General features: G+C 60.4%; 25 protein-coding genes and 1 pseudogene. 11 read left to right on the top strand and 15 right to left on the bottom strand.

The genetic code is table 11. The features are described 5' to 3' along the window. Positions 1-696: 696 nt before the first annotated feature. Positions 697-1,518: a phosphotransferase gene (locus BS629_RS02660; protein WP_018241008.1), complete on the bottom strand. Its 822-nt coding sequence runs from the start codon at positions 1,516-1,518 to the stop codon at positions 697-699. Positions 1,519-1,649: 131 nt separating this feature from the next. Next, positions 1,650-1,886 (bottom strand): hypothetical protein, encoded by a 237-nt coding sequence (locus BS629_RS02665; protein ID WP_026188297.1) that lies wholly within the window; start codon positions 1,884-1,886, stop codon positions 1,650-1,652. Positions 1,887-2,039: 153 nt separating this feature from the next. Here BS629_RS02665 and BS629_RS02670 point away from each other — a divergent pair, with 153 nt between their 5' ends. The 3 genes from BS629_RS02670 to BS629_RS02680 all read left to right on the top strand — a co-directional run bounded on the left by BS629_RS02670 (position 2,040) and on the right by BS629_RS02680 (position 7,581). Then, positions 2,040-3,455 carry a DUF1254 domain-containing protein gene (locus BS629_RS02670; protein WP_245268215.1) on the top strand — a complete coding sequence of 472 codons (1,416 nt, stop codon included), beginning with the start codon at positions 2,040-2,042 and terminating at the stop codon, positions 3,453-3,455. Positions 3,456-3,889: 434 nt separating this feature from the next. After that, a complete protein-coding gene (locus tag BS629_RS02675) occupies positions 3,890-5,464 on the top strand; it encodes a carboxylesterase/lipase family protein (protein ID WP_018241011.1) in 1,575 nt (524 codons plus the stop codon). Positions 5,465-5,970: 506 nt separating this feature from the next. Next, on the top strand, positions 5,971-7,581 hold the full coding sequence (locus BS629_RS02680; protein ID WP_018241012.1) for an arylsulfatase: 1,611 nt from the start codon (positions 5,971-5,973) through the stop codon (positions 7,579-7,581). Positions 7,582-7,688: 107 nt separating this feature from the next. Here BS629_RS02680 and BS629_RS02685 read toward each other — a convergent pair whose 3' ends face one another. The 5 genes and pseudogenes from BS629_RS02685 to BS629_RS02705 form a co-directional block, all read right to left on the bottom strand. Then, positions 7,689-8,384 carry a class I SAM-dependent methyltransferase gene (locus tag BS629_RS02685; RefSeq protein WP_077987934.1) on the bottom strand — a complete coding sequence of 232 codons (696 nt, stop codon included), beginning with the start codon at positions 8,382-8,384 and terminating at the stop codon, positions 7,689-7,691. 41 nt (positions 8,385-8,425) lie between these two features. After that, on the bottom strand, positions 8,426-8,740 hold the full coding sequence (locus tag BS629_RS02690) for a hypothetical protein (protein WP_018241014.1): 315 nt from the start codon (positions 8,738-8,740) through the stop codon (positions 8,426-8,428). Positions 8,741-9,081: 341 nt separating this feature from the next. Further along, a pseudogene (locus tag BS629_RS02695) lies at positions 9,082-9,288 on the bottom strand (IS630 family transposase); the annotation flags it as partial. A gap of 32 nt (positions 9,289-9,320) precedes the next feature. After that, positions 9,321-10,184, bottom strand: a complete 864-nt coding sequence (locus tag BS629_RS02700; RefSeq protein ID WP_018241016.1) for a class I SAM-dependent methyltransferase — start codon at positions 10,182-10,184, stop codon at positions 9,321-9,323. Between the two features lie 34 nt (positions 10,185-10,218). Beyond that, complete coding sequence (locus BS629_RS02705; RefSeq protein ID WP_018241017.1) at positions 10,219-10,866, bottom strand: TetR/AcrR family transcriptional regulator; 648 nt, start codon at positions 10,864-10,866, stop codon at positions 10,219-10,221. Between the two features lie 207 nt (positions 10,867-11,073). Between BS629_RS02705 and BS629_RS02710 the strand changes: the two genes are divergently transcribed. The 3 genes from BS629_RS02710 (at position 11,074) to BS629_RS02715 (ending at position 13,124) form a co-directional block, all read left to right on the top strand. After that, positions 11,074-11,967 carry an NAD(P)/FAD-dependent oxidoreductase gene (locus tag BS629_RS02710; protein WP_018241018.1) on the top strand — a complete coding sequence of 298 codons (894 nt, stop codon included), beginning with the start codon at positions 11,074-11,076 and terminating at the stop codon, positions 11,965-11,967. A 58-nt stretch (positions 11,968-12,025) separates the two neighbouring features. Beyond that, positions 12,026-12,151: a hypothetical protein gene (locus BS629_RS40195; RefSeq protein ID WP_018241019.1), complete on the top strand. Its 126-nt coding sequence runs from the start codon at positions 12,026-12,028 to the stop codon at positions 12,149-12,151. A gap of 169 nt (positions 12,152-12,320) precedes the next feature. Then, complete coding sequence (locus BS629_RS02715) at positions 12,321-13,124, top strand: glycosyltransferase family 25 protein (RefSeq protein ID WP_026188298.1); 804 nt, start codon at positions 12,321-12,323, stop codon at positions 13,122-13,124. Between the two features lie 77 nt (positions 13,125-13,201). Here the strand turns inward: BS629_RS02715 and BS629_RS02720 are convergent, their stop codons facing one another. The 5 genes from BS629_RS02720 to BS629_RS02740 form a co-directional block, all read right to left on the bottom strand. Further along, complete coding sequence (locus BS629_RS02720; protein WP_026188299.1) at positions 13,202-14,602, bottom strand: sensor histidine kinase; 1,401 nt, start codon at positions 14,600-14,602, stop codon at positions 13,202-13,204. 58 nt (positions 14,603-14,660) lie between these two features. Next, positions 14,661-15,344: a winged helix-turn-helix domain-containing protein gene (locus BS629_RS02725; protein WP_018449596.1), complete on the bottom strand. Its 684-nt coding sequence runs from the start codon at positions 15,342-15,344 to the stop codon at positions 14,661-14,663. Positions 15,345-15,405: 61 nt separating this feature from the next. Then, positions 15,406-17,331, bottom strand: coding sequence for an adenylate/guanylate cyclase domain-containing protein (locus BS629_RS02730; RefSeq protein ID WP_018241023.1), 1,926 nt, complete (start codon positions 17,329-17,331; stop codon positions 15,406-15,408). Between the two features lie 478 nt (positions 17,332-17,809). Then, on the bottom strand, positions 17,810-18,859 hold the full coding sequence (locus BS629_RS02735; protein WP_018241024.1) for an LLM class flavin-dependent oxidoreductase: 1,050 nt from the start codon (positions 18,857-18,859) through the stop codon (positions 17,810-17,812). Positions 18,860-19,106: 247 nt separating this feature from the next. Then, positions 19,107-19,508: a DoxX family protein gene (locus tag BS629_RS02740; protein ID WP_018241025.1), complete on the bottom strand. Its 402-nt coding sequence runs from the start codon at positions 19,506-19,508 to the stop codon at positions 19,107-19,109. A gap of 160 nt (positions 19,509-19,668) precedes the next feature. Here BS629_RS02740 and BS629_RS02745 point away from each other — a divergent pair, with 160 nt between their 5' ends. Further along, the gene (locus tag BS629_RS02745) at positions 19,669-20,577 is read left to right on the top strand and encodes a LysR family transcriptional regulator (RefSeq protein WP_018241026.1); all 909 of its coding nucleotides are present in this window, start codon (positions 19,669-19,671) and stop codon (positions 20,575-20,577) included. Between the two features lie 195 nt (positions 20,578-20,772). Here BS629_RS02745 and BS629_RS02750 read toward each other — a convergent pair whose 3' ends face one another. Beyond that, the gene (locus BS629_RS02750; RefSeq protein ID WP_018241027.1) at positions 20,773-21,087 is read right to left on the bottom strand and encodes an EthD family reductase; all 315 of its coding nucleotides are present in this window, start codon (positions 21,085-21,087) and stop codon (positions 20,773-20,775) included. A 146-nt stretch (positions 21,088-21,233) separates the two neighbouring features. Beyond that, positions 21,234-22,034: an SMP-30/gluconolactonase/LRE family protein gene (locus BS629_RS02755; RefSeq protein WP_018241028.1), complete on the bottom strand. Its 801-nt coding sequence runs from the start codon at positions 22,032-22,034 to the stop codon at positions 21,234-21,236. A gap of 285 nt (positions 22,035-22,319) precedes the next feature. On the opposite strand from BS629_RS02755, the gene BS629_RS02760 reads away from it, so the two are divergent. The 4 genes from BS629_RS02760 to BS629_RS02780 all read left to right on the top strand — a co-directional run bounded on the left by BS629_RS02760 (position 22,320) and on the right by BS629_RS02780 (position 24,797). Next, entirely contained in the window at positions 22,320-22,634 is a 315-nt protein-coding gene (locus BS629_RS02760; protein ID WP_026188300.1) for an ArsR/SmtB family transcription factor, read from the top strand. Next, positions 22,631-22,990, top strand: a complete 360-nt coding sequence (locus BS629_RS02765; RefSeq protein WP_018241030.1) for an SRPBCC family protein — start codon at positions 22,631-22,633, stop codon at positions 22,988-22,990. Before BS629_RS02760 ends, BS629_RS02765 begins: the two co-directional genes overlap by 4 nt. Positions 22,991-23,034: 44 nt before the next feature. Continuing rightward, a complete protein-coding gene (locus BS629_RS02770) occupies positions 23,035-23,652 on the top strand; it encodes an ATP-dependent Clp protease proteolytic subunit (RefSeq protein WP_018241031.1) in 618 nt (205 codons plus the stop codon). A gap of 338 nt (positions 23,653-23,990) precedes the next feature. Further along, positions 23,991-24,797 (top strand): class I SAM-dependent methyltransferase, encoded by an 807-nt coding sequence (locus BS629_RS02780; RefSeq protein WP_077987935.1) that lies wholly within the window; start codon positions 23,991-23,993, stop codon positions 24,795-24,797. Between the two features lie 88 nt (positions 24,798-24,885). Here BS629_RS02780 and BS629_RS02785 read toward each other — a convergent pair whose 3' ends face one another. Then, entirely contained in the window at positions 24,886-25,995 is a 1,110-nt protein-coding gene (locus BS629_RS02785) for a sulfite oxidase (RefSeq protein WP_026242424.1), read from the bottom strand. Between the last annotated feature and the right edge of the window lie 74 nt (positions 25,996-26,069).

Below are 26,069 nucleotides of genomic sequence, written 5' to 3' on the forward strand. Positions count from 1 at the left end.
CAACGCTTGCAACAAATCGCTCATAACCACGGTGAATCATCGACGATCATCACCGTCAAGACTAAGTTAGCGCCTATGGGGCTTGACCCGAGGATCCACGTTGGCCTGCGTGCCGCGGCCTGGAGACACGGGCGGAAACGGGGCGAGGGGCATACTGCGACGTCTCGATTCCCTCTTCTCCCCAGCGGGGGTCCAAAGGACGGGTTGAGACCGGTGGCTCAACCCAGGCAAAGGTGCCCGTAGGGCGGATGAGGGGGCCGCGGAAACCGGTCTTTCAACAACGTCCATGCGGGCTTCGGCCGCGACGGCAATGTCTCGACCGTGTTCAGGGTGATGGGGCACGGCGTTGCAGGATAGGTTGTACGGGAGGGTGTGCCGGGTGGCCCCCTCATCCGCCTGCCGGCACCTTCTCCCCGACGGGAGAAGAGACTTACGGCAGCCTCTCCGTTCCCATCGGCCTCAGGACGGTAGAGCCAGTGGCTCGATCCCGGTAAGGCTAGGGTGGGGGCAGCCATTGCGAGAACCCGACAACGATGGCTCAAGGCCTGGGATGACGGAGGATGGGGCGTGCGTTTTCGCCAGACTCCGTGCCAATCGAGCCGAACACCTGCACCGGATGCCGCCGCCGCTGCTCTCGTGGCCGTGCAGGGGGCTCACGCCGCTGCGGGGGCAAGGGCCGGTTGACGCCGGAGCTGCTCATCCGCATGGGCGCTGCATCAGGTCCATCGCATGCTCTTCCATCCAGGCGACCTCAAGCATCCCTTCGTCAAGCACACCACGGCTGGCCAATTCCATCTCCCAGGCGGAGCCCGCTGCGGCAAGGTTGCGCATATGTTGCTGCATTTGCCGAACCCGTTCGATTCCGGCCTGCATGATGCCGATCTCCGGCGTTATCCCGTAGGCATCGAGCAACAATTGGAAGCGCCGGGCTTTCTCGCGGACGCCCGTTTGCAGGCCATGCGCCTCGCATTTCTCGTCACGCCAGAACGGCACCCAACGCCAGGCGACAAAGCCAAGGTCCCAGGAGCGCGGTCCCGGCGCTGCCGCGTCCCAATCGATGAAAGCCACCGGGAGCCCTGCTTGAAAGACCGTATTCCACGGCGTCAAGTCATTGTGGCAGACCGTTTCAACAGGGTGGCGGGCGTCAAGACGCCATTCGCGATCTTTCCATAAGAAGCTGGCTGCAGCATCGTGGTAGGATCGCAACAATTGTCCCAGGCGCTCGAGGACGTTGTCGCGCCAGACATAATCCGGGAGACGGAGGTCAAACCGACCGCCTTTATCGGGAAGGAAGCCTTCGCCATTGCCGACGTCACCTTCGATATAGGTGAGGACTTCCCGTCCCTGATCATCGAGGCCCAGCGCACGCGGGGACCCATCATATCCCTGGCGCTCGACGTGCCGCAGCAGGTCGAGAACCGCGGGAGACCACGCGCGTCCGCCACGCCGCACCGTTTCGCCTATGCGCACGACGTTCGAATCCTTGCCGCCGATAAGAGGAATTTCAGGCTCGCCCATACCCTAGCTTAGGCGCGCGCGAACTGGCAGGTCAATGGACAAGGGGCCGGCAAAGGTGGAGGGAACGGAGCGGGGCGAGGGGGCATGCTGCGACATCTGCGATTACAGCCGTCTGCCTTCATAGGAAGGCTTCACGAGGCTGAGAATTTCACCATGACACCGCGCTGCCGAAAGTAGGCCTCCATCCGCTTCCTGCCAGAACGGTTATTCTGCACGAGCCTAGCGGGGTCGAATACGGCCTCCTTTAAACCCGCCCGCGTCAACGCTGCCTTGAGGGCCGCGATATGCACGTCGATGTCGGCGTTGTCCGCCTGAAGCGACTCATAAATGCGGTTTGTTGCATCTGCTACGGTCGATTCGCTCACGATTACACTCCTGTTGTCGACTGGCTGGCCTGACCGTATTGGGGTGAAACCTGTTCACGTCAATGGGCGCTCGATCGCACAGGCCTTCGTAGGTTACTGTAACATACTTGCGTTTTCGCGCTTCGAGCGCGCCAATTGGCGCGGGAGGAAAACGCCATGAATTTAACAAAACGCGAGTTCACAAATGGCCTGATTCTTACCGCGGCCGTAGCGGGATTTGGCCCCCGGGCCGCTCAAGCTGCGGAAGCCACTGCGGCCGAAGTCCGCGCCATCGCCAAGGAAGCCTATGTCTACGGCTTCCCGATGGTGGACAGCTACCGCATCCAGCACGCCTATTTCGTCGATACCAAAAATCCCGAATACAAGGGGCCATGGAACCAGATCGTCAATACTCCCCGTGTCTACACGCCCGCTGACACGGCAATCCAAACGCCCAACTCGGATACGCCGTACTCATGGCTGGGCCTGGATCTGCGCACTGAACCGATGGTGCTCACCGTGCCTCCGATTGAAAAGGATCGCTATTTCAGCGTCCAAATGCTCGACGCCTACACCTTCAACTTCGCCTATCTAGGCAGCCGCACGACCGGCAATGACGGGGGCAGCTTCCTCGTCGCCGGTCCGGGTTGGAAAGGTGAGACGCCCTCGGGTGTGAAGAAAGTGATCCGCTCGGAGACCGATTTTATCTGGGCCGCCTACCGCACGCAGCTTTTCAATCCGGACGATATCGACAACGTCAAGAAAGTTCAGGCCGGCTACAAGGCGGAGCCGCTTTCGGTGTTTCTCGGCCAAACAGCGCCAGCAGCCGCGCCCGCTGTTGATTTCATCAAGACGTTGACGCCCGAAGAGGAGAAGACGTCGCCGGAGTTTTTCAACATCCTGAACTTCATCCTGCAGTATTGCCCGACCGATCCGTCGGAAACCGAACTCATGGCGCGTTTTGCCAAGATCGGCGTCGGCGCCGGCAAGACCATCGACTTCGACAAGCTTTCGCCGGAGATGAAGGCTGCCTTCGAACAAGGCATGGCCGATGCCTGGAACGAACTGGCAACTCTTGAGAAACAGAAAATCGACACGGGCGAAGTGACCTCCGGCGACGTCTTCGGCACGCGGGAGTATCTGAAGAACAATTACCTCTACCGCATGGCTGGTGCCGTGCTCGGCATCGGGGGCAATTCGAAACAGGAGGCAATGTATCCGGTCTATGCCGTCGATGCCGACGGAAAGAAGCTGGATGGTGCCAACCGCTACGCCCTCCGCTTCGCGCCGGGGCAACTGCCACCCGTCAATGCCTTCTGGTCGCTGACGATGTACGAACTTCCGCAGAGCCTGCTCGTTGCCAATCCGATCAACCGCTACCTGCTCAACTCGCCGATGCTGCCGCAGTTCGTGAAGGACGCCGACGGCGGCCTGACGTTCTATGTCCAGAACGAATCGCCCGGCAAGGACAAGGAGGCGAACTGGTTGCCCGCGCCCAAAGGGCCGTTCATCGCTTTCATGCGGCTATATTGGCCGAAGGAGGAAGCGCTGGAGGGCAAGTGGAAGCATCCGCCGATGACCAAGGAACTGTAGTCCCGACGCTGCCAAGTTCGATTATCCAGAGGGGATAGGGCATGAGAGTTCTGAAGTTCGGCGAGCAACCAGTGAGCTTCGCTGCAGGAGCACGCTACTGGGTCTAGTCACCCGAACACGGCCCGGAGGGATGAGGTTTTCGTGTAGCGCTGACGTTCCTGTTTCCGAAATAGAGAAGTTTGATTGGCTGCTTCTGGCGAAAAGCGAACTGCCGTAGCCCTGACCCGAGGCCCAGCCATCAGCCGCGGCCATGGATCCCAGGCTCGAGGCCTGGGATGACGGAGGTTGGGGGTGCGTTTTCGCCAAGCTCCCCGCTGGTCGAGCCGACAGCCGCCGTGGAGCAATAGCGCACTTTAGCGATGCCTGATGAACCCTTTCCGTTGCCGTCCTATGGGAGTATTTTGCTCTCACTCAACTTGGCGCTGGAGAGTGCAGTGTTTGTGGACGGCCGTCGCACGTTTCTGCTCTTTTTGGCCGTCGCATCCTTTCCGATGGCGTTTGCGCCACGATCAGCTGCGGCAGACGACACCGTTACGATCGACGGCGGAATGCTGAAGGGTGAGAGGTCGGGCACGGTCGTCAGCTTCAAGGGCATACCCTATGCGGCGCCGCCGGTTGGTGATCTGCGATGGCGCAATCCGCGGCCAGCGGAGACATGGAGCGGTATTAGGGATGCCCGCAATTTCGGTCCGTCCTGCATGCAGACCGATGACCTGCCGAAGTCGGAGGATTGTTTGACCCTCAATGTCTGGACACCCGTCAAACGTCCCCGCACACCGCTGCCGGTGATGGTCTGGATTTACGGCGGCGCTCTTGCCCATGGAAACACCGCTCAATATCCCGGTGGCCAGCTGGCCGCCGGGAAAGTTGTGTTCGTCAGCATGAACTACCGCATGGGCCGACTGGGTTATTTTGCCCATCCGGCGCTGACGAAGGAATCCCCTGACGAGCCCGTCGGCAACTATGGTTACATGGATCAGCTGGCCGCCCTGAAATGGGTCCAGCAGAATATCGAAGCCTTCGGCGGCGATCCGAAGAAAGTGACGATCTTCGGAGAGTCGGCCGGTGGCGGCTCGGTGATGGCGCACATGATATCGCCACTGTCACGCGGGCTGTTCCGGGGCGCCATTCTACAGTCGCCGGGTCTGCCGACCGCGCGGGCGCAGAGCACGCCTTTGTCACCTTTGAAGGAAGCAGAGAAAATCGCGTTGGACTATGCGGCTTCTCTGGGAATCACTGGCAGCGATGCCGAGGCTCTCGCCGCCCTTCGGGCGCTGCCTGCGGAAAAGCTCACCGAAGGCGCATCGGCACAAGAGGTGCTTGTGGGAATGTCGACAGGCAAGCCTGTCATCGGCATCTCAGGCGCGATCATTGACGGACGATTTTTGCTCGAAACGCCGGAAGCGGCTTTTGCGGCGGGCCGTCAGGCGCCGGTTCCGGTCATCGTCGGGGCAAATGATCGTGATCTCGGCATCGGTGAGGCCGCGACGAAAGACGATCTCTTCGCGCTCTTCGGCAATCATGCAGCCGAAGCCCGCAGCCTCTACGATCCCAGCGGTCAACAGACCCTCGATGAGCTGAAGCAGCAGGTTCTGGCCGACAAGACGCTTGTCGAACCATCCCGCCACCTCGCTGACGAGATGATCCGCGCTGGTCAACCGACGTGGTGGTATCGTTTCTCCTATGTCGCCGAGGCTTTCCGCAACGATCCGGCATGGAAAGGCACTCCGCACGGCTTCGAAATTCCGTATACGCTGGGCATTCCAAACGCACTGGTGAAAGACAAGGTGACACCTGCCGACTGGGCCATGGCCACATTGGCAAGCGAATACTGGCTCGAATTTGCAAGGAGGGGTGACCCCAATAGCGGCTCACGGCCAAAATGGCCTCACCACGACCCATTCGCCGACAGGGTCATCGACTTCGGCAATGACGGCGCAACGGTCGGAGCCGATCCGCTGAAGCCGAGGCTCGACCTCTGGCAAAGCCATTGGGAGGAGACGAAATGACGGGGGCGGTGCCTGTCGTCTGGTCTGTTGCCTTACCCATTGCGGGAACTGCCGAATAACACAAGCCCGCTTTGTCATTGCCATCTTCCTCGGAAGACCTTTCCAGATGTCGCGATTGACGGAAGCCCGATCTCCGTTGAATTGCGCTTGGCAGCTTTGGGGCGACAGGCGGCAGCCGGGTCTGATTGGGCCAGAAGCAGACGTCCTATTCCCGCTGGGCTGTCTCGCATAAGCTGAGAAACTCGCCTAGTCGCTGAGCTAAAGTTGTGCGATATTCAGAGCGGGATCGAACTCTGTCTACCGCAGCTCTTTGCGAGACAATCTGCCGATGCCGGCAAACACAGCCGTCCTTGACGCCGATCCCACCTGCACCAGCAGGCATGATCGCCCCTTCGGCGCATAATACATAGCCACGAACGACTTTCAGCCTACCGCATTGCACGCACCGTAGCACCGTTCAAACCGGTGCCGTAACGGGCGCGCAAAACTCAGGAGGAGGAGTAATTATGAGCTATACAAAAAACCTCTGTTTCGGACTACTGGCTTCGGCATTTGCTGTCACGTTAAGTGCACCGGCAATCGCTCAGAACCAAACGCCGAAACCAAACATCGTCGTCATCATGGGCGACGACGTTGGCATCTGGAATATCGGGGCCTACAATCGCGGTATGATGGCCGGCCGCACGCCAAATCTCGACAAGCTTGCGGCCGATGGCATGCTCTTCACGGACTACTACGCCGAGGCGAGTTGCACGGCAGGCCGTGCGAACTTCATCACCGGCGAGTTGCCGGTCCGCACGGGCATGACCACGGTGGGCCAGGCGGGTTCGCCGATCGGTCTGCCGGCTGCTGCCCCCACGCTCGCGACCGTGCTCAAGTCGATGGGCTATGCCACTGGACAATTCGGCAAGAACCATCTCGGTGACCTGAACGAGTTCCTGCCGACCGTTCATGGTTTCGATGAGTTCTTCGGTTATCTCTACCACCTCGATGCGATGGAAGACCCCGCGCACCCTGGTTATCCGCAGGACCAACTGAACGTCGTCGGGCCACGCAACATGGTCCATTCCTGGGCGACAGAGGTGGATGATCCGACAGAAATGCCGCGCTGGGGCAAGGTGGGCAAACAACGGATCGAGGATGCCGGCACGCTCTATCCTGAGCGCATGAAGACCGTTGACGACGAAATCCAGTCCCTCTCTTTCAAGTTCATCGAAAAGGCCAAGGCCGACGGAAAGCCGTTCTTCCTGTGGCTCAACCCGACCCGCATGCACATCGTAACGCATCTCTCGGAGAAGTATGAAAATATGCGCAACTCGGAGAATGGATGGACCATTCACGAGGCTGGCATGGCGCAACTTGATGACATCGTGGGCGCTACGATGCAAAAGCTCAAGGATATGGGCGTAGACGACAACACCATCGTCATGTTCACCACCGACAACGGAACCGAGAACTTTACCTGGCCTGATGGCGGGCAGACGCCGTTCTATGGCGGGAAGGGCACGACCTTTGAGGGCGGCTTTCGCGCACCGGCAATGATCCGCTGGCCTGGACATGTCCCCGCCGGCTCAATCGGTAACGGCTTGATTTCGGGCCTCGACTGGTTCCCGACTTTCACCGCGGCCGCAGGCAATGCCAATATTGCCGTGGAACTTAAGGCCGGAAAGGAAATGAACGGGCAGAAGTACAAAGTGTATCTCGACGGTTATGACCAAACGAGCATGATCACCGGGTCGGGTCCGTCGAACCGCCACGAAATCTGGTATTTCGCCGAAAGTGCTCTCGGCGCCGCCCGCGTCGAAGACTACAAATATACCTTCAAGGAACAGCCCGGCGGCTGGCTCGGTGACACAGTGACATTGGGTGCGCCGACCATCGTCAATCTACGTCTGGACCCGTTCGAGCGGACAGCGTTTTACAAGGGGAACACCGGCTCCCTCGAATATTTCGAATGGTATAAATTCGAGTTCTGGCGCTTCGTGCTTGTACAGCAGCGGGTAGAACAATTGGCGAAATCCGCCGTCGAATTCCCACCCATGCAGACGGGCGCGAGCTTCGGGTTGAGTGCCGTCAAGGCGCAGATTGCCGAAGCCATGAGGAAGCAAGCGCAATAGGCAGTCCTGCATTTCGAAGGGCAGCTCGCAGGGGCTGCCCACTTTCGTAGCTAAGCCGCAAGACTGCGGTCCCGGCCGTAACAGCAAGGCTCTCCTCATCCACGTGCTCATGCTTTCACAGCCGAGAAGAACAGGAACCGCGGCTTGGTCGTCAGGCTTTGGTAGGCCTGCGGAAAAAGCGTGCGGGCTTGCGGATCGGGTTGCGGCTCGCTGACGATGTCGATCTGAAATCCGGCCGACTTCAGCGCCTCGAACATGGCGTGCAGCGGCCGATGCCAGAAGCGCATGGCGATATCCTTTCCGCCGCGCTGCCAGGTCTCATCGAAGCCGTACGTCTCGAAATAATTGTCGCGGCCGGTCGAGGCGTGATCCATGAAGGGATGGTGGGTGGAAAAAACCAGGCGGCCGCCTTCAGGCAGCAGTCGGTTGAACTCCGAAAGGGGCCCCGACCAGTCGGGCAGATAATGCATGACCAGCGAGGCAAGGATCAGATCGAAAGCCTTGTCCGTAAACGGCAATGGATCGTTCAGATCCGCCGATAGCAGCCGCGCACGCCCTTGCAGGCGACGTTGCGCGATCTCCAGCATGCCGGCACTGGCGTCGATCCCGGTCACAACAGCCCCGCGCTCAAGCAGTGCTGCCGCATGCGCCCCGCCGCCGCATCCCGCATCGAGCACGGAAAGTCCGGCGACATTGCCAACCAGGGCAAGTATTTCCGGCCGCTCGTAATAGGCATTCCAGGCATTGACCTCGTTATCGGCATCATAAGCCGCCGCGAAGGCATCATAGTCATTCTCGGCCAAGATTTTTCCCTTTCCGAAGACTGTTCGAAGACGCCTGTGTGTCAGAAGCTTGCTCGATCGACCTGCAAATAGGCCGAGATCGCTTCGGCCGTCAGCAGGGAAGCGCGATGAACGGCCTCGCTTGGAGGTCCGAGTGCCATCGAACCGGAAATGATGTCATCGAGATAGGCAGCAACCGTTTCGCATGTCGCGCCCTGCAGGATCATGTTGGCGGCCTGAAGGAGATAGGTGTCGTATTCATCGGCTGCGTTGTTTCGCCAAGCTGAGTCATCGAGCTGGCGTATTCCGATAGGATCCCAATGATCCCACCCAATTTTGCGGAGGGCGTCAATGTCGATCTTGATGTGTTCACTCATGTCGCAACCTTTCTTGAAAAACGATGCCGACACAACTGGGCGGAACACGATCGATGATGATAGTTATCAGGCAGGGATCGGTGATGCCGACTTTGAAGCGCGATCCAGACGATCCGGCTGTCCATCAATTTAACGATCGCGTCGACAGAGAAGTTCTCAACCGTCGATCATGTCCGGATGCGTCGCTGTCCTTGCTCCAAAGCTCACCCCCGCTCCGTCCTCCTCGGGCTTGACCCGAGGATCCACTTCTCGCCTCAGTCAGCCGTGGGCATGGATTCCAGGCTCAAGGCCTGGAATGACGGAGGTTGGGGCCGTCTTAGCCGGATCTCTAGGACTCCGTTGCCATTCGCATTGAACCGCAAGACCCAGTCACGCACGATCTCAAGGGTGACATTGCCAAGACGCGCTGCATCCGAGCGCGAGCCTCCGCCATAGATCAAGGCAAGTGCCAAAAGACGACGCGCCTGCGCCGCATGCTTGCTCTTGCGGGCCAGACGCCGAAGACCTTCCGCGTCAAAATCCGCCGGTAATGAAATCGCTGCTCCCATCGCAAACCTCTCGTTTGGCGTATTAATCCCTGTCAGCTTGCCGGATTGCGCGCGGTGACGATCCACGCCGCGCCGTTGATCATCACCGACCGCTCACCGGGGCAGCCCGCGAAGACGGCACGAACCGCAGCCGAGGCGCGGGCACGGATGTCGTCGGGCTGATCAGCGAGAGAGCGCGCCAGCGGGCCGACTTCGAGTGTCATCTTCACCGCGTCGTCGAGCGCCGCATCCCGCGTCTCCCCCTTGCCGAATGGGATAGAGGCATCGAAGGGCGCGATAGCGACATCGGTGAAGCCAGCCGCCGTTAGAATGCGCGCTACCCGCCCCTGGTCGCCAAACGAGAACGGGCCGGGCGCTTCGGGACCGGGCGGCGCCGTCGGCGGGAGGATGCCCTTGATCGCGCCCATCGGCAAGCGAACCCAATCGTTCTCGGCCATGCCGCGCCAGCAGACGAAAGCGACCCGCGCGCCCGGCTTGAGCGCACGCCGCATATGAGCGAACGCCGCCGTAGGATCGTCAAAGAACATCACTCCGAAGCGCGAGAACAGGATGTCGAACGCGCCCTCGGGCAACTCGGTGCTGCTGGCGTCGGCCACCTGGAACAGGACCGGCATATCCTGCGGCGCTCGCGCGCGCGCTCTGCCGATCAGCGGTTCGGATATGTCCACGCCTAGCACATGGCCCCCCGCGCCGACGCGGGCGGCCAGATCCAGACTGGACGCTCCCGTGCCGCAGCCGACGTCCAGCACGCGTTCGCCTGTAGCGGGCGCGGCGGCTTCGATCGCGGCCTGGCCGAACACCGCCATCATGGCATCGAGCCGGGCCTGGTAAGTGACCCAGCGCTCCCCGCTTTGGCCTTTCCAGTCGGCTACCTGATAAACATTTTCCTCTGTCATGCCATATCCTTGTTCTGATCCGTTCTTAACCAGGCTATCCGCCCGCGTGATTGTTGCCACCGTGCGCGGCGACGAACATGGCGACGGCCGACCGGCAATAGGATTCTATTTCGTTATCGTCCTCTGCTCTCGCCTCATCGAAGCGTGCGATAATCAAGAGATCGGATCCTTTGATAAGCGCGGCAAATAAGCGGGCGGACTGGAGAGGATCGGGCACGTTCAGAACCGCCTTCGTGTGCAACTGACGCAACAGGGCCTCGATTTGGGCGATGACATAGGCGGGGCCGGCTTCGTAATGGAGCTTGCTTAACGACTTTTGATTCGTCTTGTCGGCCATGATCATGGCTTCGACACTGCGCACCTCCGGGCTCAACAGCGTGCGAAGCAGGGATGTTCCCACCGCCATGAGCTGATGTTCTGCCGAACCGTCGACGCCTTCAACAAGGGCCTGTGGTGCAAACTGATGGCAGTGGGCCGCGATGGCCGCACTGAACAGCGCCTCCTTGTTCTCGAAGTGCCGATAGATGCTGAGCTTGGATATCCTCGCTCGCTGGGCGACCTTGTCCAATGTCGTCGCTTGAAAACCCAATTCCACAAAGAGTTCGCACGCGGCGTCGACTATCGTTTGGCCAAGCGCCTCGTTGGCGGGCCGGCCGCGCCGGCTCTGGCTGTTTTCGGTCACGACAATTACGATCCTTGACAGTATCTTAATTCTTGCATTACGATACTACGTAGTATCTGAAATGCGCAAGCCGAAGAATGGATTTTACTCTGTCTTCCAAATCAAGATTCCCTGGGCCGCTTGGCGATATCGAATGCCTATCGCTGAATGAGTTTTTGCGCCTGGCCCAACCCAACCCCCTCCATCCGCAACACGGAGCCCATCACCATGGATGACGTCATCATCATCGGCGGCAGCTTTGCCGGTCTCGCCGGCGCCCTTCAGCTCGGCCGTGCCCGCCGCAAGGTCACCGTTCTGGATACCGGCCTGCCGCGCAATCGCTTCGCCGGCCACTCGCATGGTCTGCTCGGCCACGATCACAAGCCACCGCTGGACATCCTGGCCGAGGCGCGGCAGCAGCTGGCGCGTTATCCCACGGTCAAGCTGGTCAATGCCCGGGCCGACGGCATCTCCGGCACCATCGACGATTTCTCCGTCCTCACTGGCGATGGCGAAAGCCTTGGCGCGCGCCGCCTGATCCTGAGTTATGGCGTTGCCGACCAGATGCCTGCTGTTCCGGGTTTTGCCGAAAGCTGGGGCACATCCATCGTGCCCTGCCCCTATTGCGATGGCTTTGAAGTCGCCGGCCAGCATTGGGGCCTCGTCTGGTCCGGCCCGCCGTCGCACAATTATGTCAGGCTGTACCACGACTGGACCGACACGTTGACGGTCTTCGCCGATGGTCACGACATTGCACCCGATATCCGGGCCGATCTGGCGCGCCGCAACATACCTGTCGTTGATGGCCGGATCGCCGAAATCGCCCATCACCGGGGCCATATCACCACCGTTAATCTCGAGAGCGGCCGCAATGCCGCGGTCGACATCCTGTTCGCACATCCGCGCAACAAGCCGTCTGCAAGCCTGCATGACTCACTGGGCCTCGCCACGGTCAATACGCCCTTCGGCATCGCCCTCAAGGTCGACGAGCGCCGCGAAACCAGCACGCCCGGCATCTATGCTGCCGGCGATCTTGCAAACCCCCTCATGGCCTCGGTCACCACGGCAATATCGCAGGGCGCGACGGCGGGTATCTCCGCCCAGCAGTCGATGCTGGTTTGAGAAGACACAGATGGAGTTCCAACACGTCACCTTCGACTCTGATCAATGAGGAGGCAGGTTGCTCAAGCCAGGGGCCATCCGGCGCGGCACGCAGTGGGTCGCTGTCGTCATCGAAGGCTCGCTGGTTGTCGGTTTCGATCGCGGGAAGGGAGGCGTCCACTGCGTGCCGCACGAGTGCTGGTAGCGCGGCATTCTCACGCGCACTTTGCCGGGATCATACCAATCCGTAAGAAATGCAGCCTCGGTTGTTCGACCCTCGCACTTTACCAAAATGTATAGTTCCAGCGAGGTCCCCGTGAGGTTTGGAGCGCAGGCTTGGCGCCATCATTGCCAAGTCGAAGGTCAGCTCTCTCATGAACATGCGCACCGCACCTGCCGCCCTTATGCCGGCCCTTCATCCGGTCAGCCTGCGGGTGAACACCTACCTGATCAATCTCGACCGCGCGCCATTGCGCCGGTTTCGAATGGAACGCCTGCTGGCAAGCTTCGGCCTTGCCTTCGAGCGCGTGGCGGCGGTCGATGGGGCAGGGCTGAGCCTACCGCATCCGGGCTTCGACGAAGCAGCCTATCTCAGCCGGCACGGCCGCCGGCCAAACCCTTTCGAGATCGGCTGTTATCTCAGCCACGTCGAATGCGCCAAGCGCTTCCTTGGCAGCCATGCCGAGTTCGCGCTCATTCTGGAAGACGATCTCGATTTCGATGACGATCTGGCCGAGCTGCTCGAGGCCGCCCTCGAGCATCAGGCGCGCTGGGACATCCTGCGGCTGTCGACCGTCAGTTCCGGGAAAAAGCACAAGGTGGAGCCGCTGACCGCGTCACGCTCGCTTGCCATCGCGCTCACCCGCGAGAAGGGGTCCGGCGCCTATCTGATCAATCGCAAGGCGGCAGGCTGGATTGCCGATATGCTCATGCCCATGCGTCTGCCCTATGATCTCGCCTTCGATCTGGAGTTCGATGATGGGCTGAGCGCCTGCTTCGTCGATCCGCTGCCGGTCAGCCAAAGGGCCGATCCCTGTTCCCAGATCCAGGCAGGGCTTTCGACCTATCGGCTGGGCCGCCGCCGGCCGTGGAGTGTCCTGCCATATCGAACGGCGGCTGAGGTGCGCCGGTTTGCTCGTCGCTTCCGCCGTCTCGCGGCTTGGAGGGTGAGCGGCTAGGGCCGCTCCCCCGGGCTGAGCGGCTAGGGCCGCTCCCCCGGGGTGAGCGGTTAGAACCGCTCCTCCGGGATGAGAGGTTAGGGCTTCTCCGCTGGCATCAGCGGGAAGCCGATCGAAACGATGAGGCCGGGATGATTGTCCGCCAGGGTGATCTCGGCCGCATGCAGCTCGGCGATCGCCTTGACGAGGCTGAGCCCAAGCCCGCTTCCCGGCGTCGTGCGGCTCTTGTCGAGCCGGTAGAGACGCCGGAAGACCTTGTCCCTTTCGCCGGCGGGAATGCCGGGGCCGGTATCGGCGACCGAAACGATGGCGCGGCCGCCCTGGCAACGGAGCGAAACCGTGATGCCGGTTCCGGCCGGGCAGTGGTTGATCGCGTTCTCCACCAGGTTGGCGATCATCTGCGTCAACAGATCACGGTCGCCCCGGATGAGCGCGGGACAGCGCTCCGCGATATCAAGCGACATCAGCGCGTCTTCGGCGACGTCGATATAGACCTCGGAAATGACGGCAAGCACGGCGTCGATATCGGTCGCCTGGAAACGCTCCTTGCGGGCGCCGGCCTCGATCTGGGAAATGCGCAGCAGCGCCTCGAAAGTGGCATTGATCCGGTCGCTCTCGTTTCTCGCTTCGTCAAGTAGAGCCGAAACATCCGCTTGCTGGTCGTTGCCGGCCACCGCGGCATCCAGCGTCAGGCGCAGCCTGTTCAGAGGCGTCTTCAGATCATGGGCGATATCGGCGCTCACCTGCCGCATGCTCTCGACCAATCTCTGCAGCCGCTCCAGCGCCGCGTTGATCTGGATTGCCACCGTATCGAGATCGTCGCCGTTTCCGGTGATCGCAATGCGGGCCTGAAGCTGGCCAAGCGAGACATCGTTCATGGTGAGGGCGACCCGGTCGAGCCGCGCCTGGGCTCGAACGGCGAGAAAGACGCCGCCGCCGATCGCTGTCGCCACGACGATCGCGGCGGCCCATTCGAAGCTCACCAGCACGATCCGCAGCATCTCGTCGACATCGTTGAAGTTTTCCGCCACCACCAGGCTGTAGGGGCCGATGGTCGAGACCTGCATCCGGTAGCGTTCATGCCCCTTCAGCCCGACATCCCTGGAGGTGACGGTATAGACGCCGTTCGGGATGCGGGGGGCTGCGAAATTGCCGGCGAGTTTCTTGCCGGCATGGTCGGTCAGCGAGTAGAGCCCGTCGGAGGTCGACTGGAAGCTGGCATAATTGTTCAGCGTGTTGACGAGATCCTCGGTATCGTTGGGCTCGTAGGTCGAGACAACAAGCGAATTCATCTCGGTCAGCGACTGGTCGAGATCGCGGCCGAGGCCGAGGCGCAGCATGTGATAGATGATCGCGCCGCTCAACATGAAGGTGACGACGAAGAGCACGCCGAAAGTGACGGCAAGCCGGAACGGCGTGCTCCGGCGCAGGCTGGAGCATGATGCCGAAAAGTGTGCGCGGTTTTCGGACGACATCATGCTCTTACTCTTTAAATTGCGAACAGGATTTGAGATTTTCAGGCCGATGGGCCTGAAATCATCCTGTTCGAGGCGCATGCAGGCTGTATCCGGTGTTGCGAACCGTATGCAGAAGCTGGGCCTGGAACGGCTTGTCGACTTTGGCCCTGAGGCGGCTGATATGGGTCTCGACGACGCTGGTCTTCGGATCGAAGTGGAAATCCCAGACCCGCTCCAGCAGCATCGTCTTGGTGATGACCCGGCCTTCGCCGCGCATCAGCACCTCGAGCAGGGTGAATTCACGCGGCTGCAGCTCGATCACCTGGCCGGCGCGGCGGGCCTCCCGCCGGATCAGATCGAGCTCGAGATCGGCGACCCTCAGCACCGTCCTCTGCTCCTGCACCGGCGGCCGCCGGCCAAGCGCATTGACGCGCGCCATCAGCTCGGAGAAGGCAAAGGGTTTGACGAGATAATCGTCGCCGCCCGCCTCCAGCCCCTCGACCCGATCGTCGACGCCGCCGATCGATGTCAGGAACAGCGCCGATGTGCCGACCTTGGCGGCGCGCAGTGAACGCACGATCGCCAGGCCATCGAGGCCCGGCAGCATGCGATCGACGACGATGACGTCATAGGCCTCGCGCTGCGCCTGAAACAGCCCATCGCGGCCGTCGCCGAACACGTCACAGACATGCCCGGCCTCGGAAAAACCCTTGGCGATATAATCGGACGTCTTGGTATCGTCCTCGATAAGCAGGATTCGCATCAGCCCGATCGTTCCCGGATGCCTGGGGCAGCAATCTAGCTGATCAGGCTTCGGCCTCAACTTACGGATTTGTAAGGTGCTGGATATCCCCGACAAGCTCCCATAGATCGACCTTCTCGGCGCGTCCCTTGAGCTGCACCAGGCCGAGCGGGCGAAGGTGGAAGCGATCGGCGACCGCGTCGCGTGTGGCCGCACTCACCAGGATCGAGGTATTGAATTCCTTGTTCAGTCCCTCCAGCCGTGAGGCGACATTGATCGTATCGCCCATGGCTGTGTACTGCTGTCGCGAAATCGCGCCAAAACTGCCGACGACCGCCGGGCCGGTGTGCAATCCAAATCGCGTGACGAGCGCGGGACGGCCATTTTGACGATTGGCTTCGTTCACGTCGTCGACCGCCGCTTTCATGGCAAGCGCGCATCGGCAGCCGTTTTCGGCATGTCCGGCATCGGGAACAGGGGCGTTCCACATGACGAAAATGGAGTCGCCGAGATATTGGACGACGGTCCCGCCATGGCGCTCGGCGATGGTGTTCAACAGTTCGAAATAGGCCGACAGCGTATCGACCACGTCCTCGGGCGAATGCTGCTCGGAGATGGTGGTGAAGTCGCGGATGTCGGTGAAGAGCACGGTCACATCCTGCCGCTGCGCCTTGACGGCGGTTCTTCCCTGGGGATCGATGATCCGCCTGACGACTTCGCGCGGAACATAGAGGGCAAACTGGCCGATGGCATGGCGGCTTGCCGCCAGCGCGCTCGCCAGCGTGTTGATCTCCGTTATAAGGGAATGGGAGACGCCCTTCTCGCCGACGTCGAGATCGCCGATCCTGCGCGCCTCGTCCGCCAGGCGATAGAGGGAGCGGCTGACCATGCGCGACAGCATCACCGTTGCAGCGACACCCGCGATCACGAAGGCGCTGGCAATGAGGAGATTGCGCACAAGCAGCCGATTGGCCTCAGCCACCAGGTCCTCCAGCGGCACGACGATTGCGGCCACGCTTCCCTGAAACAGGCCAGACACGCTGACGGGGGCAATCTGCACCAGATGACTTTCACCATCGAAATCGACCCGCGCCAGGCCGCCATTGGCAAAGGCGGGATCCTGCCTGAGCCGGGCCACGGTTGCGAGGCTGGTGTCGAAACCGTTGGCGCTCGCGGCAAAGGCGCCTGCCGTTCTCGACCATAGTCCGATGATCCTGCTCATGACAGCCGGGTCGGAATGGGCGACGAGATCACCGCCACCATTGATGATGTAGGCTCTTGCTCGCGGCGAAATCTGACCCGCGTCCAGCAGGCGGCTGACGGTCTGCAGGTGAATGTTGATGCCGACCACCACCTGGCCATTGTCCCGCATCGGTGCTGCGATTGTCAGCGTCGGAACCTTGAGCGTGCCGGCGACATAGGGTCCAACGGAAACCGGGATACCGTCCTGAACGACGGATTGATACCACGGGCGTTGCCGCGGATCGAAGGATGCATATTCGACGTTCCTCGTCCCTATCTCAATGGCTTGGCTGTCGAGAAAGCGAAGCGTCGATATGACGTCGGTCGTTTGTCTCTGTGCAATCGTTCTGACCGCGAATGCCGTGCCTTCGGGCACCGAGAGGGTCTGGCGAACATCGTCCCTTACCGTATTGATGACCTGCAGGTACGAGCCATCGGGATAGCCCGTGTAGATGCTCGTCGCGTTCGGGACATTTCGCAGAACTTCCAGAAAGAATTGCTGTTTTGCCTTGATATCTTGGGGCGGCGGGGAAGTAAGCTGCGGCAGGGTCGCGGCGAGTGCGACCGCCTCGGTGCCGCCCTGCAGCGTATTCCGGTATCCCTCGATCAGCCGCAAGCTCATCTCGCGCATCTGCTGCACGCCCGCGCTCACCGCAGCATCGCGTCCGTGGCTGAAGGCCATCCAGATGATCGGCGTCGACGTGCACAGCAGCGATGCGACGACCAGGACGCCGAGATGCAGTCTTAGGGGTTTCGACCAGTGCACGAGATTTTCCTCGGAATGCGGACACGTCTCAGCACACGAAGCTCAACAATGGCAGCTAACCGCTTTTTGAAAACTTACACAAGGTGGTGATATCGGTTCTCCGGCGCTCGCGCAGATAAGCTGGCTGCGGCTTCAAGTTTCCCTGCGGCGGGGGCGTCGAAAAAGCCATAGCGAGCTTCCGCGACAAACTCAGAATGGTCGGCATCTCCCCTTGAGCGCCGCCATGAAGCCCGAAGGACCTTCATGACCGGTCGCCGCCACGATAGCACTCTGTCGAAGGGTGCTCGCCGCCCGAGACGCCGGCGCCGTACTGCGGCGGCGTTTCACCATATCGAAGGGAGGGCGGCGGGGCTGAGAACGCCCTTGTCTCAGGTTTCGCCGGGACGAACTGCGCAGGCCGAGGTGAGCTTCTCGGCGTATAGCCGGATCAGTCAAGCGCCTGAGCGGTCTTGGCTCATGACGCTCATTTGCAGCTCGATCAAGCCGATTGGCGCCAGGCCGTTGCTTTACGAACTTTCGGTGCAACTTCAGTGCCAAGCAGCTCGATGGAGCGTCGCATCGCGTCATTATCCAGTGCGGCTGTGCTCATTTGAAAGGTGAACCGCGACACGCCTCCCAAGGCCTTATCGGCGGCGACTATCCGGTCCTCCACCGTTTGTGGACTGCCGACCAGGAACGCGCCGTTCGGGCCGCACATGTGCTCGAATTGCGCCTCTGTCGGCGGCGGCCACCCTCGTTCCTTTCCCGCTTCCGTAAACATCTGAAACCAGCCGGGGAAAAACGCCCCTTTCGCAGCCTTGTCGGTTTCTGCGACAAAGCCGAGAGCATGGACACCGATCTTCCGCTTGTCCGGATCGTGGCCAGCGTCGCGCCAAGCGTCGCGATAGAGTTCCACAAGAGGCCGGAAGCGATCGAAGCTGCCACCGATGATCGCGATCATCAGCGGCAAGCCAAGCGTTCCAGCCCGCGCGAAAGACCCCGGTGTTCCGCCCACGCCGAGCCAGATTGGCAGATCGTGTTGATAGGGACGCGGATAAATTCCCTCGCCCTTCAGCGAGGGGCGGAACCGGCCCTGCCAGTTGACTTTGGGGTTGGCTCTGATCTTGAGCAGAAGCTCGAGCTTCTCGACGAAGAGCGCGTCGTAGTCGCGCAAATCGAACCCAAACAAAGGATAGGCATCAACGGACGAACCACGACCGACAACGAGCTCGGCCCGGCCGCGAGATATAAGGTCAAGAGTGGCGAAATCCTGAAAGACACGGACGGGGTCGGCCGCGCCGAGGACTGTGACTGCGCTTGTCAGCCTGATCGATTTCGTCCGTGCTGCGGCGGCAGCCAGGATTATCGCCGGCGCTGAGTCCAGAGCATTTGCGCGGTGGTGTTCACCCATCCCGAAGACATCCAACCCCACTTGGTCTGCCAGTTCGACCTCGGCGAGGACGCTTGCCATACGATCGGCGGCCGACTGCAACCGGCCGGTGGCAGGGTCAGTCAAAAGCATCGCAAAACTATCGATACCGATTTCCAAGGAGAACTCCTTCCAAGTTTCAATCGCAGTGAACGCTCAGTAGGCGTCCGTCGTGTCGCCGCGTTGTGGCTCCTTCCAGCCCAGCGACTGGCCCATTTGGGTAGTGTGGCAAGATGCCAGACTTAAACACGCAAGGAGTAAAACAGTGAAACGTATCATCAGTGCCTCTGACGAGAGCTGAAACTCATTGCGAGCAAAGTGCGCGCCCGCAATGACGGTGATATCTGGTGATTGAACCGCCTGGCGTTTAACGCAGGGCATCCAAAATGACAGCGAAGCTGCGACGGTGGAGCCACGCCACTGTGCCGGTCATCGCCAGCAACACTATGGCTGGCAATGGATTGCCGCCGATCAGGAAAAGGTGAGTGAGGACGGCGAACACCATGGTGACAGCGAGCGTCAGAGCGCCGAATGCCGTGCTTGCGGTCACCAGCAGCGCGATCGCGCCGCCGACTTCCACGATGCCCGTCAACACGCGAAACCACTGACCAAAACCCACTTGGTCGAAAATCGCCACCATCATCGGCACCCCGGCAATCTTTGCGCCCCCGGCCGCCAGGAACATGGCAGCAGAAAGAAGGCGCAGAGCCCAGGATGCAACACGGACGGCTTTACTCTGTGAAATCAGCGGAGAATATGCGGCTGTCATCGGTATCTACTTTCCCTATGTGCCATGGGCAGGACCAAAACAATTGTCTGTTCCCTCTCATCACACGGTCGAAAGCATTGGGAAAGCCGATATTTAATGATGGATACCATCGTGTAATCCGATATTACACCCATATCGGTTTTGGTGAAGGGAACAGAGATTGGACGGAATAACGCTCGATCAATTGCGCACTTTTGTGGTGACTGTCGATGAAGGGAGCTTCTCTGCGGCAGGCCGCAGACTGGGGCGGGCCCAGTCGGCCGTCAGCGAACTCATTCGCAGCCTGGAAATTAGACTCGGCGTTGAATTGTTCGATCGAGATGGCCGATATCCTCGATTGACCGGAGCAGGAGATTTGCTGCTTCCAAAAGCCCGCGAGATCATCGCCAAGGTGGACATATTCAAATCCTACGCGAAGGGGATGGCCACCGGGCTGGAAGCAGAGCTGTCCGTCGTCATCGACGTGTTCTTTCCCATCCACATAATCGCTGAGGCAGCAAAGGACTTTCGCGAGCGTTTCCCAACTGTTCCCTTGCGTCTGTTCGTGGAGGCGCTGGGTGGTACGGTGGAGCCCATACTTGATCGAAGAGCCAATGTCGGCATCGTTGGCTCTTTGCCGGTCATGCCTTCAGGGATCGCAACCGAGTCTCTCGGCAGTATCCTGTTCAATATCGTTGCTTCCGCAGACCATCCGTTATCATTGATCGAAGGGCCGATTTCCAAGAGCCAACTCGAGCAGCATGTTCAGCTGATCCTCACCGATCGTACGGAGTTATCGGCCGGGCGGGAATTCGGCGTGATGTCTTCGCAGACCTGGCGGCTGGCCGACCTCTTCGCCAAACATACCTTTCTGATCAACGGCCTTGGTTGGGGCGGGATGCCGGAACATGCCGTGAAGACGGATATCGAGGAAGGGCGGCTGGTCTCGCTGATCATCGAGGATTTACCTGCAGGCGGACTTCGACTGCCAGTGTCCATCGCCTATCGATCCGACGATCCACCAGGCCCCGCAGGACGCTGGTTTATCGGTCGACTAACTGCGTGTTCCAACGACAGCTCCATCAAATAGCCCCACCGTCCATGATGGAACACGCGAGCTTCCTCCCCGTCCTGGCGGGTAGCAAGGTGGTTTTCGCTTCAACGGCAACCACACGGTCCCGATCGTCGACCGCTTCGGCACCGGCTACGTCACCATGGATCAGGTGCGCCAGCACTACGCCGATCCCGGACAGTTCAACGGCTACGCCTGACGCGCCGAAGCCCCTTACCCTGCAACGATTTCGCTGATCTGCACGATGGGCGCGATGTCCGTATAGTTGGCGACGTCCGCGACGATCTCGGCGCGGTGGGGACCGAACGCCTCCTGGAATGTCCCCAGGGTCGGCGAGTAGATGTGGCACGCCGCGACGAACTCCGGCGCGCTTCCAGGTTCGCGACCCGCAAGGCCCTTCTCGATCTCGTAGCGCAGGCAGGCATCGCCGAGCCGTTCCTGGATCAGTGGCATGTGGCGGGTGCGGTAGTAGTCGTGATCGAACTTCGAGCCGCCATCGGCAGGATAGTAGACGCTCATCTTGATCATGGTCGGGCTCCTGCCTGAACGCCTCTCCGAGCGTCCGAGGGGACTTTATAGCTCTCCGACTCGTGAAGCGCATCCAGATTTTGGCTGAAGCGAGTTTGACGAGAGCCAGGTAGTTTTCGCTGTGCTTTTCGAAGCGGGTGGCTGACCTAGCCGTGAGGCCAACCCGCCCCGGCCGTCTCGACCTCGACAGACAACAGCTGGCCAGTTCCGCCCATCTGGTCCATCTTGTCCATCCCGAACCATCTGGCGGCAGTTATGTAGAGGGTGGTTCGATCAGGTCCACCCAGTATGCAGGCGAAGGCGCCGCGATCGAGCTTCACGTCATCGAGGAGCGCGCCGCCTTCACGAACCCTGCAGCAGCAGGCATTGGGTACGTCGGCGTACCAGATCGCCCCTTCAGCGTCGAAGCATATGCCATCGGGCCACCCGGGAAGATCGGCCCAAACCCTTCGATGCGAAAGTCGCCCGTCGGCGGCGACGTCAAACGATGTCAGCCGTTTCGCCCAGCTTTCGGCGCAAACCAGTGTGCGCCCGTCCGCAGAGAGAGCCATTCCGTTTGGAAACTGAAAGCCTTCCGCTTGTGTTTCGACCGTCCCGTCCGGATGTATCAGCAAGATCGCGGGTCCGTTGACGTAGATACGGCCTTGCGGATCGATCACGATCTCGTTCCAGCCATTCGCTCCCAGCTCGGCGAACTCTTCCAGTCCGGAGCCGTTGAACCGCAGCAAGTGCGATGCCCCGGACGCGATGACGTACATGTCGCCCTGTGGTCCGAAGTCGAATGACAGGGGCGGGGCTTTCGCGGTTGTCGCCACTCTGACAGTTCCGTGCTCGCTCAAGGCGAGAATTTCGCCGCTTGTCCAATCCGCGAACCAAAGCTCGCCGTCATGCCATCGTGGGCATTCGACCAGCCCCCGGTCTTCCAACCGAACCCTTGTCCTGTTCATTTCGCCCTCCTGTCGTTCTGCGCCCTGGCCCATCGCATGGAGCCACCTTGTAAAGACGAGTAAGCAAAGCCAATACCGACACTTGTCTTGCGAAAAGGGCACGGCCGTATCCCGTACCAGCGGCGTTGACGTCCGGCACACTGTTTAGGACGGCACCGTCATCCGGGCATCGTGGTGCCGTCGGCTGCTGCAAGCCCGGCAGGCGCCGCGTTTCCGGCGGCACTTTCAGCTGGAAATAGGCGGAGACGCCTTGCGAATCACATAAGTATGTGCTTATGTGTTGGCATGATAGAGAACGACATCTTCAAGGCTTTGGCTGATCCCACCCGCTGCGCGATCTTTGAGAAGCTGGCGACCGGAAGCATGAATGCCAGCGCTTTGCGCGATGGCATGAAGATCAGTCAGCCTGCCATGTCCCAACACCTCTCCGTTCTGCGGAGCGCGAGACTGGTGCGGGAGGAACGACAGGGGCGCTTTGTGAACTACGAGGTCGATCCAGAAGGCTTGGCACTCATTGCCGGATGGCTGGCGAAGTATCGCGCCTACTGGCCGGCTCGCATCGACGCCCTCAAAGCTCTGCTGAAGGATATGGATCAATGAACGAGAGCAAGACCGACGATCACCACAAGGGCATCGAGCTTGAGTACGAAATCGACGAGCCGCCGCACAAGGTCTGGCGCGCGATAAGCATTCCGGAGATTCGAGAGAACTGGTTGCCGAAAGAGGCATTGGCCGATCCGGAGGCTGCGTCTCTGACGGCGGGGCAAGAGGTCCGCTACCGGATGCGCGAAAGCGATCCGCCGTTCCTTGAAAGCGTGGTCATCTTTCGGATTACCCCCAACGACACCGGCGGAACCAAGCTGCGGATCATTCACCAGCTTACGGACGTCAGGTTCGATCGGATGACCCGCGCAACCGCAAACAATAATAGCCTGCCCCTCATGCTCGCCGCCTGACGCGGCGAGCTTCCCTTTAAATTCTGGAAGATTGGAGTTCGCCGATGCGCGAAGCGATGCAACTCGTCCCTATGGTGGTAGAGCAATCAAGCAGAGGGGAGCGATCTTTCGACATCTACTCCCGCCTGCTTCGTGAAAGGATCATCTTTTTGAATGGCGAAGTGAACGACACCGTGTCTGCGCTGGTCTGCGCACAATTGTTGTTCCTCGAAGCGGAAAACCCCAAGAAGCCAATCAGCCTCTATATCAATTCCCCCGGCGGCATGGTGACGAGCGGCCTCGCCATGTATGACACCATGCGTTACATCCGCGCTCCGGTGCATACGCTTTGCATGGGGACAGCCCGCTCGATGGGATCGTTCCTGCTGATGGCGGGTGAACCCGGACAGCGGGCAACACTGCCCAATACAAGCATCCTCGTCCATCAGCCATCCGGTGGCTTTCAGGGACAGGCATCGGACATGCTCATCCATGCCGAGGAAATCAGACGGACCAAGGACCGGATGACACGTCTCTATGCCGAGCATTGCGGACGCAGCTATGAGGAATTCGAACGCGCGATGGACCGCGACCGTTTCATGACCGCAGAGGAAGCTCTGGAATGGGGGTTGGTCGACCGCATCCTACAGGTCCGGGAAGAAAATCTGGACGCAACTGCATAAGCGTAGCCTCGGATTGAAATGGTCCATTCATGCGTCGATTGGTTGGAAGAACGCTTGAGAGCAAACCTCCCGGAAGCAGCCTCCTCGGCTCTCGCATTCCGCTATCGTCTCTAATCCTGACCATATCCCCGTCAAGGCTTGCTGTTCCCGCGGGTTCACCGCCCTGAAGGGCGATCCAGACGATCCGGCTGTCCATCAATCTCAGCATCGCGCCGGCTGTGTCATATTTTCTTGAGAAGCGTTAACAAGGTTTCGCTGGATTACCCGGTGTGACGGCAATACGCGCGACCGAATGGCCGTGTTACCGTCCATTCTTGATCGAGAGAGGATGGCAAGCCATGGAAGCCGCAGAACTACGATACAATTGGGCTGATCCCGACGTCTACGAGACATTCATAGGGCGCTGGAGCGAACATCTGGCAAGCCCATTTCTCGCCCGTGCTAATATTGCTCCGGGCAGTCGCGTGCTCGATGTAGCATGTGGGACAGGTGTGTTGTCGAAAGCACTGGCCGAGGCGGGAGCGCATGTGATCGGTGTTGACGCATCTGAGGAATACCTGGAAGGAGCCCGCCGTCGACGATCCCACCCCAATATCGCCTATGAACACGGCGATGTCCGGCACATGCGGTTCGACACTGACTTTTTCGATGCGGCCGTTTCCACGCTGGCCCTGGACGTTATCCCGGAAATTGAACAGGTCGTTGCCGAGATGAAGCGCGTGACCCGTCCAGGCGGCGTGGTCGCGTCCGCCGTTACTCAGTTCTTGGGTGGCATGCCCGCCTTCGATCTCGTCATTAACACCGGCGCCGTGCTTGAGACCGACTTCGCCAGGCTGAGATCCATGCGGGCGGGGCGCCAGCTCTTCTGGCCTAATGGTCAGGCGATGTTGTGGCGGAAGATCGGCCTCGTCGACGTGACGGAGATTCCCGTTGTCGTGGATTGTGAGTATGCGTCCTTCGCGGATTATTGGGCTACGTTCACCGACGGCCCAGGCAGCACCACAAGCACATTGATGGCACTTTCGGACGACGCCCGCGGTTCGATCGAACAGCATGTTCGTGCCGGGTATCTGGTTGGCTTGCCCGATGGACCCCGATCATTTCCGATGATGTTCCGTGTGGTGCGTGGCTTGGTCCCAGCCTGATCCTGGCGAACATGCAAAGCGGACATGACGCAGTGACAAGGCGGGTCGCAGTTGCGCCAAAAGCCGCCATTCCGCCCCATGCGGGTGATCAGATCACGAATTCCTCCTCGTACGTCTGTGGCTTGGGAACGACCGTAACCTCCACCGGAATGATCCAATTGGCCGCGTAGCTCTCGCAGTCGGAACGCTGGAGGTCGGGCTGCACGCATCCAGCCCCATCGATCGCGCGACATCGCAGTGTATATCGCCCCACTTCTTCAGGGGTCCACATGTACTCCCACAAGCGCCATGCAAAGGGACGTTCTGTTTCGAGGAGTCTTCCCTCGCGCCAGCCCTTGCCATCTCCGGTGCAGACCTGCACCTGCCGGATAGCAGCCTCTCCGCTCCAGGCGGCTCCGAAAATCCGGTACGGTTGGCCGGCGATGAGCTGCGCCCCCTGTACCGGACGCGCGATCTGCGCTTTGACCTCCATCTCCGCAAGGGGGACCAGCGTCGGTTCCCCGAGGCTGCGCTCCCAACGGAAATAGTCGCGCGCCTGCCAGTAGCCAAGGAACGGTTGCTCCACAACCGTGATATCAGTGATCCACTTGACCCAAGCCATGCCGAACCAGCCACCCACGACCGCGCGTAGCGGGTAGCCGTGATCGCGCGTCAACGGCTCCTCGTTCATCGAATAGGCAAGGATCGTGCTGTCAGCCATGGCCTTCTCAAGCGGTAGACTGCGCGCAAAAGCGATGGGGCCGGGAGAAGCTGTTTTCTTGTTCGTGTCGACGACGCCGCTGTCGGCGCCTGCGAGCAGAACCTCACATGCGGTTCGCTTAACGCCCGCCATTTCCAAAATGTCGCGCAGAAGAACACCTGTCCACGCGGCATTGCCGACGGCTCCGTTCTGCCACTGCAATCCCTCCCTCGGCGGCTCATAGTAGACGCGCCCGTTCCCTGCACACTCGACGACGGCGGTGAAAGTCGTGCTCCGCATCGCCTTGATGCTGTCGAGGTCAAGTTCGATCGGCCGCTCCACCGCCCCGCCAACGCGCAATCTCCAGTCTCGCGCATCGAGGTCCGGCGACGGGAAATGGTTTCGCACGAAGAACAGCTCGGTCGGGATCAGCCAATCGGAGAGCGACGCAAACGGAAACTCGATATTCTGTGGGGATTTCTGTCGAACGATTAGACTGGGTTGCTCTGGTGTCGGCATCGTCCTCATCTCCCCTTTCAAAAGCACAACGTCGGCTCTCGGTCGCGCGAATTCCGGTGCGATCACACCGCCCC

This window comes from Rhizobium leguminosarum bv. viciae USDA 2370 (genome assembly GCF_002008365.1).
In the GTDB taxonomy this organism is placed as follows: Bacteria; Pseudomonadota; Alphaproteobacteria; order Rhizobiales; family Rhizobiaceae; genus Rhizobium; species Rhizobium leguminosarum.